General features: G+C 71.3%; 13 protein-coding genes. 3 read left to right on the top strand and 10 right to left on the bottom strand.

The features are described 5' to 3' along the window. Window positions 1-21: 21 nt before the first annotated feature. From era to hrcA, 8 genes are all read right to left on the bottom strand, one after another. Window positions 22-909: a GTPase Era gene (gene era, locus J3P30_RS11030; RefSeq protein WP_210481068.1), complete on the bottom strand. Its 888-nt coding sequence runs from the start codon at window positions 907-909 to the stop codon at window positions 22-24. Next, entirely contained in the window at window positions 906-2,312 is a 1,407-nt protein-coding gene (locus tag J3P30_RS11025) for a hemolysin family protein (RefSeq protein ID WP_210481067.1), read from the bottom strand. Before J3P30_RS11025 ends, era begins: the two co-directional genes overlap by 4 nt. After that, window positions 2,309-2,785 carry an rRNA maturation RNase YbeY gene (gene ybeY, locus J3P30_RS11020; RefSeq protein WP_210481066.1) on the bottom strand — a complete coding sequence of 159 codons (477 nt, stop codon included), beginning with the start codon at window positions 2,783-2,785 and terminating at the stop codon, window positions 2,309-2,311. Before ybeY ends, J3P30_RS11025 begins: the two co-directional genes overlap by 4 nt. Next, a complete protein-coding gene (locus J3P30_RS11015; protein WP_210481975.1) occupies window positions 2,782-3,843 on the bottom strand; it encodes a PhoH family protein in 1,062 nt (353 codons plus the stop codon). The genes ybeY and J3P30_RS11015 overlap by 4 nt, the downstream gene beginning before the upstream one ends. A gap of 67 nt (window positions 3,844-3,910) precedes the next feature. Further along, a complete protein-coding gene (locus tag J3P30_RS11010; RefSeq protein WP_307807548.1) occupies window positions 3,911-4,231 on the bottom strand; it encodes an HIT domain-containing protein in 321 nt (106 codons plus the stop codon). A 229-nt stretch (window positions 4,232-4,460) separates the two neighbouring features. Beyond that, the gene (locus tag J3P30_RS11005; RefSeq protein WP_210481064.1) at window positions 4,461-5,198 is read right to left on the bottom strand and encodes a 16S rRNA (uracil(1498)-N(3))-methyltransferase; all 738 of its coding nucleotides are present in this window, start codon (window positions 5,196-5,198) and stop codon (window positions 4,461-4,463) included. 3 nt (window positions 5,199-5,201) lie between these two features. Beyond that, window positions 5,202-6,305 (bottom strand): molecular chaperone DnaJ, encoded by a 1,104-nt coding sequence (gene dnaJ / locus J3P30_RS11000; protein WP_210481063.1) that lies wholly within the window; start codon window positions 6,303-6,305, stop codon window positions 5,202-5,204. Between the two features lie 48 nt (window positions 6,306-6,353). After that, entirely contained in the window at window positions 6,354-7,376 is a 1,023-nt protein-coding gene (gene hrcA, locus J3P30_RS10995) for a heat-inducible transcriptional repressor HrcA (RefSeq protein ID WP_210481062.1), read from the bottom strand. Window positions 7,377-7,557: 181 nt separating this feature from the next. On the opposite strand from hrcA, the gene J3P30_RS10990 reads away from it, so the two are divergent. Together J3P30_RS10990 and J3P30_RS10985 are read left to right on the top strand one after the other, a co-directional pair. Then, window positions 7,558-7,995, top strand: coding sequence for a DUF4870 domain-containing protein (locus J3P30_RS10990; protein ID WP_210481061.1), 438 nt, complete (start codon window positions 7,558-7,560; stop codon window positions 7,993-7,995). Between the two features lie 99 nt (window positions 7,996-8,094). After that, entirely contained in the window at window positions 8,095-8,478 is a 384-nt protein-coding gene (locus J3P30_RS10985) for a DUF4870 domain-containing protein (RefSeq protein WP_210481060.1), read from the top strand. A 252-nt stretch (window positions 8,479-8,730) separates the two neighbouring features. Here J3P30_RS10985 and hemW read toward each other — a convergent pair whose 3' ends face one another. Continuing rightward, on the bottom strand, window positions 8,731-9,972 hold the full coding sequence (hemW, locus tag J3P30_RS10980) for a radical SAM family heme chaperone HemW (protein WP_210481059.1): 1,242 nt from the start codon (window positions 9,970-9,972) through the stop codon (window positions 8,731-8,733). Between the two features lie 253 nt (window positions 9,973-10,225). Continuing rightward, entirely contained in the window at window positions 10,226-10,849 is a 624-nt protein-coding gene (locus J3P30_RS10975) for a nucleoside deaminase (RefSeq protein ID WP_210481058.1), read from the bottom strand. Between the two features lie 253 nt (window positions 10,850-11,102). On the opposite strand from J3P30_RS10975, the gene J3P30_RS10970 reads away from it, so the two are divergent. Then, window positions 11,103-11,786 (top strand): HAD family hydrolase, encoded by a 684-nt coding sequence (locus tag J3P30_RS10970; RefSeq protein WP_210481057.1) that lies wholly within the window; start codon window positions 11,103-11,105, stop codon window positions 11,784-11,786. The last annotated feature ends 81 nt before the right edge of the window (window positions 11,787-11,867 follow it).

Below are 11,867 nucleotides of genomic sequence, written 5' to 3'. Positions count from 1 at the left end.
GCTCGTCGTGAGAGTGCGGCGTCAGAAGCCGAGGCGGCCGAGCTGCTTCGGGTCGCGCTGCCACTCCTTGGCCACCTTCACCCGCAGCGACAGGTACACCGGCTTGCCGACCAGCGGCTCGATCGACGCTCGTGCGCGGGTCCCGATCCCGGCGAGGCGGCTGCCGCCCTTGCCGATGATGATGCCCTTCTGGCTGTCGCGCTCGACGTAGAGGTTCGCGTAGATCTCGAGCAGGTCCTTGTCCTCGCGCTCGACGAGGTCCTCGACGGTGACGGCGATGGAGTGCGGCAGCTCCTCGCTGACGCCCTCGAGCGCGGCCTCGCGCACGAGCTCCGCGATCCGGTCGGTGCTGCTCTCCTCGGTGACGGTGCCCTCGCCGTAGAGCGGCGGGGACTCGGGCATGAGGGCGAGCAGCTCCGTCACGAGGACGTCGAGCTGAATGCCGTCGGTCGCCGAGACGGGGATGAGGCTCTCCCACTCGCGCAGCTGGGAGACGGCGAGCAGCTGCTCGGCGACGCGGTCACGGGAGGCCGCATCCACCTTCGTGACGACGGCGACCTTCTTCGCCCGCGGGTAGTCGTCCAGCGAGGTGTTGATGAACCGGTCACCGGGGCCGATCGGCTCGTCCGCCGGAAAGCACATCGCGATCACGTCGACGTCGCCGAGAGTGGCGGCCACGAGGTCGTTGAGCCGCTCGCCGAGCAGCGTCCGCGGGCGGTGCACACCCGGGGTGTCGACGACGATCAGCTGCCCCTCGGGCGCGTGCACGACGCCGCGGATCGCGCGGCGGGTGGTCTGCGGCTTCGGCGAGGTGATCGCCACCTTCTCGCCGACGAGGGCGTTCATGAGGGTCGACTTGCCGACGTTCGGACGTCCGACGAAGGAGACGAAGCCCGCGCGGTGCGTCATCTCGCCGCCTCCACCGTGCTCGGCTCGACGTCCTCGGACGAGTCCTCGTCGACGCCTCCGCGCAGCGCGATCGGATCCGGTCCGCTGGTCCGGACGTGGGTCCCGTCCGGCAGGGTCGCGCGGAGGGCCTCCTCATCCGTGAACGGCGCCTCCGGGTCGCGCTCGACGCGCACGGCGCTGAGCCGGCGCCGGCGCCCGTCCGTCCGCTCGGCGGTGAGGAGGAGCCCCGCGACACGCGCCACGGAGCCGCGTTCGGGCAGGCGGCCCAGCGCCTTCGTGAGAAGCCCCCCGACCGAGTCGACGTCCTCGTCCTCCAGCTCGAGGTCGAAGAGGTCGCCGAGCTCGTCGATCGGGAGACGCGGGCTCACGCGGTAGACGCCGTCCGCGAGGCGCTCGATCTCGTCCCCGGCGCGGTCGTACTCGTCGGAGATCTCGCCGACGAGCTCCTCGATGAGGTCCTCCATCGTGACGAGGCCCGCGATGCCGCCGTACTCGTCGACCACCATCGCGATGTGATTCGACTCGACCTGCATCTGCCGGAGGGTCGCATCCGCCTTCTTGGACTCCGGGATGAACAGGGCGGGCCGCACGAAGTCCTCGATCCCGAGGGTCTCCGCGTCCTGGCTGCGCTGGTGGAGCAGCCGGGCGAGGTCGCGCAGGTAGAGGATGCCGACGATGTCGTCCACGTCGTTGTCGCGGGTGACCGGGAGGCGCGAGTAGCCGCGGGAGAGGAACAGGTCCATCGCCTCGCCGACGGTCGCGGTCCGGTCGATGGTGCCCATGTCGGTGCGCGGGATCATCACCTCGCGCACGAGCGTGTCGTTGAACTCGAAGATCGAGTGGATGAGCTCGCGGTCGCCCTCCTCGAGGACGTCGAGCTCGGTCGCCTCGTCGACCATGCTGAGCAGCTGGTCCTCCGAGGTGAACGTCGCGGCGCGAGGCCGCCCGGGGGTGACCCAGTTGCCGAGGACGACGAGCGCGTTCGCGATCGGGCCGAGGAGGACCCGGACCCCGCGCACGATGGGTGCCGCGAACCGCAGCACGGTCGTCGCGTGCGCGCGCCCGACGCTGCGCGGGCTGGAGCCGACGAGCACGAACGACGCGGCGGTCATGGTGAGCGCCGAGAGCAGGAGCGCGAGCCACAGCTCGTCGATGGCGTTGGCGAGCGCGAAGGTGACGAGGACCGCCGCGGTCGTCTCGGACGTGACACGCATGAAGCTGATCGCGTTGACGTGCGCGCCGCTGTCCTCCGCGATCGCGACCAGGGAGCGCCTGGCGCGCGCGGTGAGGGCGAGGTCGAGGATGTCGGCCCGCGACAGCGACCCGATCGCGGAGTCCGCGGCGGCCATCAGCCCGGCGAACGCGACCAGGAGGAAGGCGGTGAGGATCAGCCAGAGGGTCATCGTCGCCGGGAGCCGCGCTTCTTCTCGTCAGCCGCGAAGCCGGCGAGGATGTCGCGCTGGAGGCCGAACATCTCCCGCTCCTCCTCCGGCTCGGCGTGGTCGAAGCCGAGGAGGTGCAGGAGCCCGTGAGCGGTGAGCAGCTCGATCTCGTCGAGGAGGGAGTGCCCCGCCTGCTCGGCCTGCACCTGCGCCACCTGGGGGCAGACGACGATGTCGCCGAGCAGCCCGGGCGGCGTCTCGTGCTCCTCGGTGCCGGGCCGGAGCTCGTCCATGGGGAAGCTGAGGACATCCGTGGGTCCGGGCTCGTCCATCCACTGGACGTGCAGCTGCTCCATGGCCGCCTCGTCGACGAACACGACGGCGACCTCGGCGTCCGGGTGGACGTGCAGGGAGTCCAGCGCGAACGTGATCAGCCGCTGGATCGCGGCCTCGTCGACCGGGACGCCGGACTCGTTGTTGACCTCGACGCTCATCCGTTCCTCCGACCGGAACCGAAGCCGTCCTGCGATCGGCGCTCCGCCCGGTTCTGCGGCGGACGGTAGTCGCCGGGGACCCGCGCGCCTTCCGGCTCGTGCGCGCGCTCGGCCCGCTCCGGCCGACGCTCGAACTGGCGGGCGAGCTGCGTCTGGTCGTACGTCGTGTACGCGTCGACGATCTTCCCGACCAGAGCGTGCCGCACCACGTCGTCGCTCGTGAGCCGCGAGAAGTGGATGTCCGGGATGTCCTTCAGCACCTTCGTGACGAGCTGGAGTCCGCTGGCGCCCGTCGGCAGGTCGATCTGGGTGATGTCGCCCGTGACGACCATCTTCGAGCCGAAGCCGAGCCGGGTGAGGAACATCTTCATCTGCTCGGGCGTCGTGTTCTGCGCCTCGTCGAGCACGACGAAGGAGTCGTTGAGGGTGCGGCCGCGCATGTACGCGAGCGGGGCGACCTCGATCGTCGACGTCGCCATGAGCTTCGGCACGATCTCCGGGTCGAGCATCTCGTTGAGCGCGTCGTAGAGCGGCCGCAGGTACGGGTCGATCTTGTCCGTGAGGCTGCCCGGGAGGTAGCCGAGGCGCTCCCCCGCCTCCACCGCGGGACGGGTCAGGATGATGCGGCTGACTTCCTTGCGCTGGAGGGCCTGCACGGCCTTCGCCATCGCGAGGTAGGTCTTGCCGGTGCCGGCGGGGCCGATCCCGAACACGATGGTGTTCTTGTCGATCGCGTCGACGTACTCGCGCTGCCCCAGCGTCTTGGGGCGGATCGCCTTGCCGCGCGCGGTGAGGATCGCTTGCCCGAGCAGCTCCGAGGGGCTGGACGACGGGTCGCTCTCGAGGATGCGGGCGGAGCTGCCCACGTCGACGGGGTTGAGCTCCTGCCCGTTGCGGACCATCTGCAGGAGCTCCTCGATGAGGCGGCGGGCCGCCTCGACCTCGCCGCGCTCCCCGCGCAGCGTGAGCTCGTTGCCGCGGGCGAGGAGGGACACGCGCGGGAACCGGGACTCAATCTGCTTCAGAAACCGGTCCTGAGGTCCGAGCAGCCGCACCATGGCGACTCCGTCCACCGCGACGCGGACTTCCGCGTCCGACTCCTGCCGTCCGTCGTGCGGGGTCGCGTCAGTCGCCAAGGGATCCTTCCGATAGACCGCCCGCGAGTACGTGGGCGTGGACGTGGAACACCGTCTGGCCGGCGCCCTCGCCCGTGTTGAAGATCAGGCGGAAGTCCCCGCCCGCCAGATCACCGGCGACCGCGACCATCTCCGCGAGGAGGGCCGGGTCCTCCGCTGCGAGCTCCACGACGTTCGCGTACTGCTCCGTCTTGGGGATCACGAGCAGGTGCACGGGCGCCTTCGGCGCGATGTCGCGGATCACGAAGAGCCGGTCGGTCTCGTGCACGATCTCGCCCGGGATGTCCCCCGAGAGGATGCGCGAGAAGATCGAGACCACGGTCCCGATTCTACGGTCGGCCGCTCCCTGGGCACCGGGGAGTACGCGGCGGGCGTACATGTGCTAGCGCGTCGCCCGCCGGCGCCACCGCGTGCGGTGGCCCGGCACCCTATCCCCCGTCGAAGTGCCAGTTGGTGCTGTCATACGCGTGGAATGGCAGCACCAAGTGGCATCTCGACGGGTCGGGCCGTCACGAAAGGGGCGGGCGGAGGCGGCGGCGCTACGACCAGCGGCCGGTGAGGACGCCGAGTGCCGCGAGTGCCGCCGGACCCGCTGTGGAGGTGCGCAGCACGGTCGGACCGAGGCGGGCGGCGACCGCGCCCGCGGCCGTCAGCGCCGTCAGCTCGCCGTCCGAGATGCCGCCCTCGGGTCCCACGACGATCGCGAGCGGGCGATCGGCCGCGGCACGGACCGCGTCGGCGAAGGGCACGGATCCCGTCGGCTCGAGCAGGATCACGGCGTGCGTCGCGGCGAGCTGCTCCAGCTCCCTCCGGCCGGCCAGCGGCGCGACCTCCGGGATCCACGCCCGCAGCGACTGCTTGACCGCCTCCCGGACGATGGCGGCCCATCGCTCCCGGCCCTTCTCGGCCTTCGGCCCGGCCCACCGCGAGACACTCCGGTCCGCCTGCCACGGGATGATCCGGTCGACCCCGAGCTCGGTCGCGGCCTGCACGGCGAGCTCGTCCCGGTCGCCCTTCGCAAGCGCCTGGACGAGCACGACCTCCCGGTCCGGGGCCGGGATGCGGTCCACGCGCTCGGCGCGCACCTCGAGCGCCGACGGCGTGGCGGCCGCTACTGTGCCGGCCACGAGGATCCCGCGTCCGTCCCCGACCAGGACGCCCTCGCCGGCCCGGATCCGGCTCACGGTGGCGGCGTGCCGCGCCTCGGTGCCCTCCACCCGGACGATGGCGCCCGGGTCGACGCCGTCGAGGTGGGTGGCGAGGTAGAGGTGCGCCACCGGTCAGATGCCGAGGAAGCGGTCCCGGAGCTTGCCGAACAGTCCCTGCTGGAACTGGGCGAGCTGCGGCTTCTGCTTCTTGTAGCGGGCCGCGAACTTCTCGATGAGGTCCCGCTCGTGCCGGTCCAGCTTCGTGGGAGTGACGACCTGGATGCCGATCTTGAGGTCGCCGCGGCCCTGCCCGCGCAGACGCGTGACGCCGCGCCCCTTCACCGTGAGGATCTCGGCGCTCTGCGTTCCCGGCCGGATCTCGAGCTCGACGTCGCCGTCGAGGCCGTGGATGGTCGTCATGGTGCCAAGGATCGCATCCGACATCGGGATCTCGAGGGTCGCGAGCAGGTCGTCGCCGCTCCGGCTGAAGGTCTCGTGATGGCGGACCTTGACCTCCAGGTAGAGGTCGCCGTTCGGCCCGCCCGCGGGGCCCACCTCGCCTTGACCGGGCAGCTGGAGGCGGAGACCCGTCTCGACGCCGGCGGGGATGTCCACGGGGACCGTCCGTCGCGCCCGGACCCGGCCCTGGCCCGCGCACGTCGCGCACGGGTTCGGGATGACGGTGCCGTAGCCGCGGCACACGCCGCACGGGCTCGAGGTCATCACGTTGCCGAGCAGCGACCGGACGGTCCGCTGGATCTGCCCGGAGCCGCCGCAGATGTCGCAGGTGACCGGGCTCGTCCCCGGCTGGCAGCACGTGCCGTTGCAGGTGTCGCACAGCACCGCCGTGTCCACCTCGACCTCCCGGTGCGTGCCGAAGATCACGTCGTCGAGGTCCACCTCGACCCGCAGCAGCGCGTCCGCCCCGCGCTCCCGGCGCGAGCGGGGTCCGCCCGCGCGGGTCGCTCCGCCGAAGAACGTTTCGAAGATGTCGCCGAAGCCCGCGAAGCCGCCGGCGTCGCCGCCGCCCAGCCGGCCGCCGAGGTCGTACTGCTGACGCTGCCGCGGGTCGCTCAGCACGTCGTACGCGTGCGTCACCTGCTTGAACCGCTCCGACGCCTCGGCGCCGGGGTTCACATCGGGGTGGAGCTCGCGCGCGAGCCGGCGATACGCCTTCTTGATCTCTTCGGTGCTCGCGTCTCGGGAGACGCCGAGCACCTCGTAGTGGTCAGCCACGATTCAGGGGAGCCTTTCGGACGCGCGCGAGCCTGGGCAGGAGCGGCGTCATCCTTCGCCGAGCAGGCGGGAGAGGTATCGGGCGACGGCCCGCACGGCCGCCATGTTGTTGGAGTAGTCCATTCTCGTCGGGCCGAGCACGCCGAGGCGCGCGAGTTCGCCCGAGGGGGAACTGTAGCCGCTCGACAGCACAGAGGCCTCCGCGAGGCCGAACGCCGCGTTCTCGCGGCCGATGCTCACCGCCACGTCGCCCGAGTCGTGCGCCATCTCGCTGAAGAGCTTGAGGAGCACGACCTGCTCCTCGATGGCGTCGAGGACCGGGTGGATGCTGCCCGGGAAGTCCTTCTCGGTGCGCGCCAGGTTGCCCGTGCCCGCGAGCAGGAAGCGATCCTGCCTCCCGGCCAGCACCTGCTCCACGAGCGAGCGGGCGACGGGGTCGACCAGCGGGGCGACCTCCGGGCGGAACGAGCCGGACAGGCCGCCGAGCCGGTCGGGCGCCTCCGCGAGCGGGCAGCCGCCGAGCACCGTGTTGAGGCGGACGCGCAGCTCGTCGAGCACCGTCGCGTCCATCTCGCCCGGCAGGTCGACGACCCGCTGCTCGACGCGGCCGCCGTCCGTGATCAGCACCGTGAGGAGCCGCGTCGGCGCCAGCAGCACGACCTCGATGTGCCGGATGGTCGAGCGGGAGAGCGTGGGGTACTGGAGCAGCGCGACCTGGTGTGTCAGCTGCGACAGGAGCCGCACGGTGCGCGACAGGACATCGTCGAGGTCGACGGACGACCCGAGGAAGGTCTCGATCGCATGCCGCTGGGCGGGGCTCAGGGGCCGGAGCTCGGACAGCCGGTCCACGAAGACGCGGTACCCCTTGTCCGTCGGGACGCGGCCGGACGAGGTGTGCGGAGCCGCGATCAGCTCCTCCTCCTCGAGCTGCGCCATGTCGTTGCGGATCGTCGCCGCGGAGACCCCGAAGCCGTACCGGTCGACGATCGTCTTGGAGCCGACGGGCTCCCGCGAGGCCACGTAGTCCTGCACGATCACGCGCAGCACCTCGAGTCCCCGCTCGGATACCATCCCGGCTCCTCCTCACCTCTGGCACTCGCGTGTATTGAGTGCCAATTCTACCGGGGAATGCGGCGTTTCTGCGTCATTGCAGGGACATTGCACCACGAGGATGTTCCCGAATTGCCGCGGCTGATGCTCGCCAGAATCGAGCCGCTAGGCGCGATGCGCATCACAGAGAAAGGCACCTCCAATGTCCGACACCAATCTCCCGCCGCAGGGGCCGGCCGCCGGCCACCCCCAGCAGCCCTACACCCCGTCCGGCGCAGCCCCCGCCGCGCCGCTCAGCCCGGCCGAGGACAAGCAGTGGGCGTCGTTCGCCCACTTCGGCGGCGTCCTGGGCTTCATCCCGCCGCTCATCATCTGGCTGGTCTTCAAGGACCGCGGCCGCCTCACGAACCAGGAGGGCAAGGAGTCCCTCAACTTCCAGATCACGGTCGTGATCGCCTGGGTCGCCTACTGGGTCCTCAACTTCATCTTCCTGTTCATCCCGTTCGTGGGCTGGCTGCTCGGATTCGTCCTGTTCCTGGCGATCCTCGCCGCGCAGATCGTGTTCCCGATCATCGGCGGCGTCAAGGTGAACGGCGGCGGCACGTACCGGTACCCGTTCGCGCTGCGGCTCATCAAGTGAGCTGATCGCATCCGCCCTGCGACTCGCACGGGCCGGGAACCTTCAAGGATCCCGGCCCGTGCGCTTTACTGGGCTTCAACTCCCAGTCGAAGGATGCTCATGACCACTCCGCCCCCTCCTCCGCCTCCCCAGGGCGCCGGCTATCAGCCGGCGCAGCCGCTGTCGCCGCAGGACCAGCGGCTCTGGGCAACGCTCACCCACATCGGCGGGATCCTGTTCGGCTTCATCGTTCCCCTGATCACCTACCTGGTCCTCAAGGACCGCGGGGCGTTCGTGGCCGAGCATACGAAGACCGCCCTCAACTTCCAGCTGACGATGCTGATCGCCACGATCATCGGCGGCGTGCTGACGCTGCTGCTGATCGGGTTCCTCATCCTCCTCGCCGTCTGGGTCGTCATCATCGTGTTCAGCATCATCGCGGCCATGAAGGCGAACTCCGGCGAGCTGTACCAGTACCCGCTCACCATCAAGTTCATCCGCTGACGCTCCTCCCCCGCCGCGGCTCGGGTGACGGCGGGGGTTTCGCGGATCAGGAGATTGTGCGCGGATCAGGAGATCGCTCGCGGATCAGGATCCGCGGGCGCTTCCGCGCGCCGTTCAGGAAGACACGCCGGGCAGCGGCGGGCGGGTCCTGATCCGCGCAGGTGGACCGTGCCGATCCTCGGCCTTGCGGCTCCTGATCCGGGCCGGGTTGCCGACCCGCGGATGGCGGGCGCCCGTTGTGAGCCGAGTGGATCAGGTGAGGCGGCGGACGACGTCGTCGGCCAGCAGCCTGCCCCGGAGCGTGAGCACGACACGGCCGCGCAGGGCCTGCGCCGGCTCGACGAGCCCGTCGGCGATGAGGCCGGCGACCTCGCGTCGCGCATCAGCCGTGAGCGCCTCGGTCGGCATGCCGTCGCGGAGCCGGGACTCGAGCAGCACACGCTCCAGTGCCTGCGTCTCCGGCGTGAGCACCTCCCGGCCGACGGCCGGCGACTGCCCCTGCAGGATGCGATCTGCATAGGCGGCGGGGTGCCGGGCGTTCCACCAGCGGACGCCGCCGACGTGGCTGTGCGCGCCCGGACCGATCCCCCACCAGTCCTCGCCCGTCCAGTAGGCGAGGTTGTGGCGCGACCTGTGCCGGGGATCGGGGCGTCCCGAGGCATCGGCACGAGCCCAGTTGCTCACCTCGTACCAGGAGTACCCGTGCTCCTCGAGCAGGCCGTCCGCCAGCTCGTACATGTCCGCCTGCAGGTCGTCGTCGGGAGCGGGCACCTGGCCGGACCGGATCTGCCGAGCGAGCTTCGTGCCGTCCTCGACGATGAGCGCGTACGCCGACAGGTGGTCCGGGTGCTGTGCGACCGCCACCTCCAGCGACCGGCGCCAGTCGGCCAGGCTCTCGCCGGGGGTACCGTAGATGAGGTCGAGGCTGACCTCGAGTCCCGCGGCGCGCGCCCACCCGACGACGAGCGGGATGCGGTCGGGGTCGTGGGTGCGCTCGAGAGTCGCGAGCACGTGCGGGACCGCGGACTGCATCCCGAACGACACGCGGGTGACGCCCGCGGCGGCGAGGGCCGCGAGCGAGGTCGCATCGACGGAGTCCGGGTTCGCCTCGACGGTCACCTCGGCGCCCGGCACGAGGCCGAACTGGTTGCGGACGGCGTCCAGCATCAGAGCGAGGTCCGCGACCGACAGGAGGGTCGGCGTGCCGCCGCCGAAGAAAACCGTGCTCGCCGGCCGGGCCGGGACGCCGGAGGCCTCGAGCGCGCCGGCCGCGAAGGCGACCTCGGCGACCGCATGCCCGGCGTAGTCGTCCCGGCGCACGCCCCGCAGCTCGTCCGCGGTGTACGTGTTGAAGTCGCAGTAGCCGCAGCGGACCCGGCAGAAGGGCACGTGGAGGTACACCCCGAAGGCGCGCTCGGTCGCCCCACCCGCCGCGGACTCGGGCAGCAGGCCGTCCGCAGGGGCCGGGTCCGCGAGGGGAAGCGCGCTCGGCACGGCATCCATTGTCCCTCGGCCGGCTGGACTGTCGGGCCGAGCGCCGGGATCCGCCGCTGGCATCCCGCTCGGCGTCGCTCGTTCCCGCGGTCTCGCCGTCCCGCGGTCCTCGTGGTCGGGCGGTCTCGCGGATCAGGAGATCTGCGCGGATCAGGACTCGCTCGGCGCAGGATGGCGTGTTCTCCTGAACCGCGTGCGAGAACGGGCGGCAGTCCTGATCCGCGAGGGCCCGGAGCGGGAGCGGGTTCAGCGGTCAGTGCGCGTGCGACCCGGTGGCGCGGGCGTTGTAGACGGTCGCGCCGGTCTCGGCTGTGAAGCGCCCGTAGTCGGCGAACACGGCGAGCGCCTCCTCCCGGAGCACATCGGTCACGACCGTGATGCCGCGGCGCTCGAACTGCTCAGCCCAGTCCTCGCGCACGGGTCCCTCGTCGAAGCCTGTGAGCTCCTCGAGCTCGGGCCCGTCCCCGGCCACCACCAGCGTGGTGACGCCCGACCACAGCGTCCCGCCGTAGCACTGGGCGCACGGCCGCCAGTTGACGACCAGCTCGTGCGCCGGCTGGCCCTCGCCGCCGAGGTCCCAGCTCCCGATCCGGGCCTGGGCCGTGCCGAGGGCCACCATCTCGGCGTGACCCGAGCTGATGTTCGTCGAGAGCACGACGTTCACACCCACCGACAGCACGCGGCCGCTCTCGGACTCGACGACGATCGCCGCGAAGGGACCGCCGTTGCCCTCACGGAAGTTGCGGGCCGCGAGCCTATGCACGAGCCGCATCCGGTCCTCACGGGTCGGCAGCGTCTCGGGCACGTCCGCGAGCTCGTCGTCGATCCAGGACGGCAGGGTCAGGGTGAAGCTCTTCGCGAGCCGGGACGTGTCCATGTGCAGATCCTTCCTCCGCGCCTGCCGCCGCACCACGGGCGTAGGGCCGCCGGAACGCTATCGACCTCATGTTTCCGGCAGGCTTCGCGCGGGCACGCAGGACGGTTGCAGAGCCGACAGAAGAAGGAGCGACCCGGTTGCTTATGACCCTGAGGTCCGAGCCGTCGCCGGGCCGCTTGCTCCTCACTCGCACGAGCGGCGGTCGCCCCAATGGGCGGCGGACCGGACCTGCGCCACGGGTACCGTGGAGCGCATGCCGAAGTACGTGCTCTGGGACATCGACGGAACCCTGCTCAAGAACGCCCGCTTCGGCGGCGGCCTCTACGACGAGGCGGTCAAGCAGGTGACCGGCTTCACTCCCCTCGGTCCACGTCCGGCCGAGCACGGCAAGGTCGACGGGCAGATCATCGCCGAGCGCCTCGCGGAGTACGGCCTGGACCCGGCGTTCCAGGACGCGGTCGCGGCGCGGCTTGACGAGCTCGCACTGGAGCGGCACATCGACGGCGGGGACCGGCGCGAGCTCGTGCCGGGAGCACGGGAGGCGCTCGCAGCGGTCGCAGCCGCGGGATGGACGAACGCGATCCTGACGGGCAACTCGACTACCCGGGCACGGGCCAAGTTCCTCGGCGCCGGGCTCGACCCGGACCTCTTCGACTGGGAGCACTCCTTCTTCGGCGGCCAGGCCCGCCAGCGCACCGACGTCACCGCCGCCGCGGCCGCCGCCCTCGGCGACGACCCGCACGTCATCGTGGGCGACACCCCCACGGACGATCTGGCAGCGAAGGCCGCGGGCATCCCGTTCGTCGCGGTCGCGACCGGCGTGTTCTCCGTCGAGCGCCTGCGCCAGACGGGCGCGGTGCTGGTGCTGCCCGACCTCGTGCACGGACTCGAGGACCTGCTCGGCGAGTTGCGCAACATGGCGGTCCTCGCCCGGTGACCTGAGGCCCCACCGCCAGGAGGCGCGTACGGCACCCCCGCGGCAACGCATCTCGTGCGTGCCCGTACGGCATCCTGGGCC

This window comes from Naasia sp. SYSU D00948 (assembly GCF_017916515.1).
Lineage (GTDB): Bacteria > Actinomycetota > Actinomycetes > Actinomycetales > Microbacteriaceae > Naasia.
Note: the sequence above shows the minus strand (reverse complement) of the source record. Positions and strands in the feature narration are given on the sequence as shown.

Coding starts and splice junctions, on each gene's coding strand:
- era (WP_210481068.1), bottom strand. CDS start 909: ATGACGCACCGCGCGGGCTTCGTCTCCTTCGTCGGACGTCCGAACGTC.
- J3P30_RS10975 (WP_210481058.1), bottom strand. CDS start 10,849: ATGGACACGTCCCGGCTCGCGAAGAGCTTCACCCTGACCCTGCCGTCC.
- J3P30_RS10985 (WP_210481060.1), top strand. CDS start 8,095: ATGACCACTCCGCCCCCTCCTCCGCCTCCCCAGGGCGCCGGCTATCAG.
- ybeY (WP_210481066.1), bottom strand. CDS start 2,785: ATGAGCGTCGAGGTCAACAACGAGTCCGGCGTCCCGGTCGACGAGGCC.
- J3P30_RS11025 (WP_210481067.1), bottom strand. CDS start 2,312: ATGACCCTCTGGCTGATCCTCACCGCCTTCCTCCTGGTCGCGTTCGCC.
- J3P30_RS10970 (WP_210481057.1), top strand. CDS start 11,103: ATGCCGAAGTACGTGCTCTGGGACATCGACGGAACCCTGCTCAAGAAC.
- J3P30_RS10990 (WP_210481061.1), top strand. CDS start 7,558: ATGTCCGACACCAATCTCCCGCCGCAGGGGCCGGCCGCCGGCCACCCC.
- J3P30_RS11015 (WP_210481975.1), bottom strand. CDS start 3,843: ATGGTGCGGCTGCTCGGACCTCAGGACCGGTTTCTGAAGCAGATTGAG.
- hrcA (WP_210481062.1), bottom strand. CDS start 7,376: ATGGTATCCGAGCGGGGACTCGAGGTGCTGCGCGTGATCGTGCAGGAC.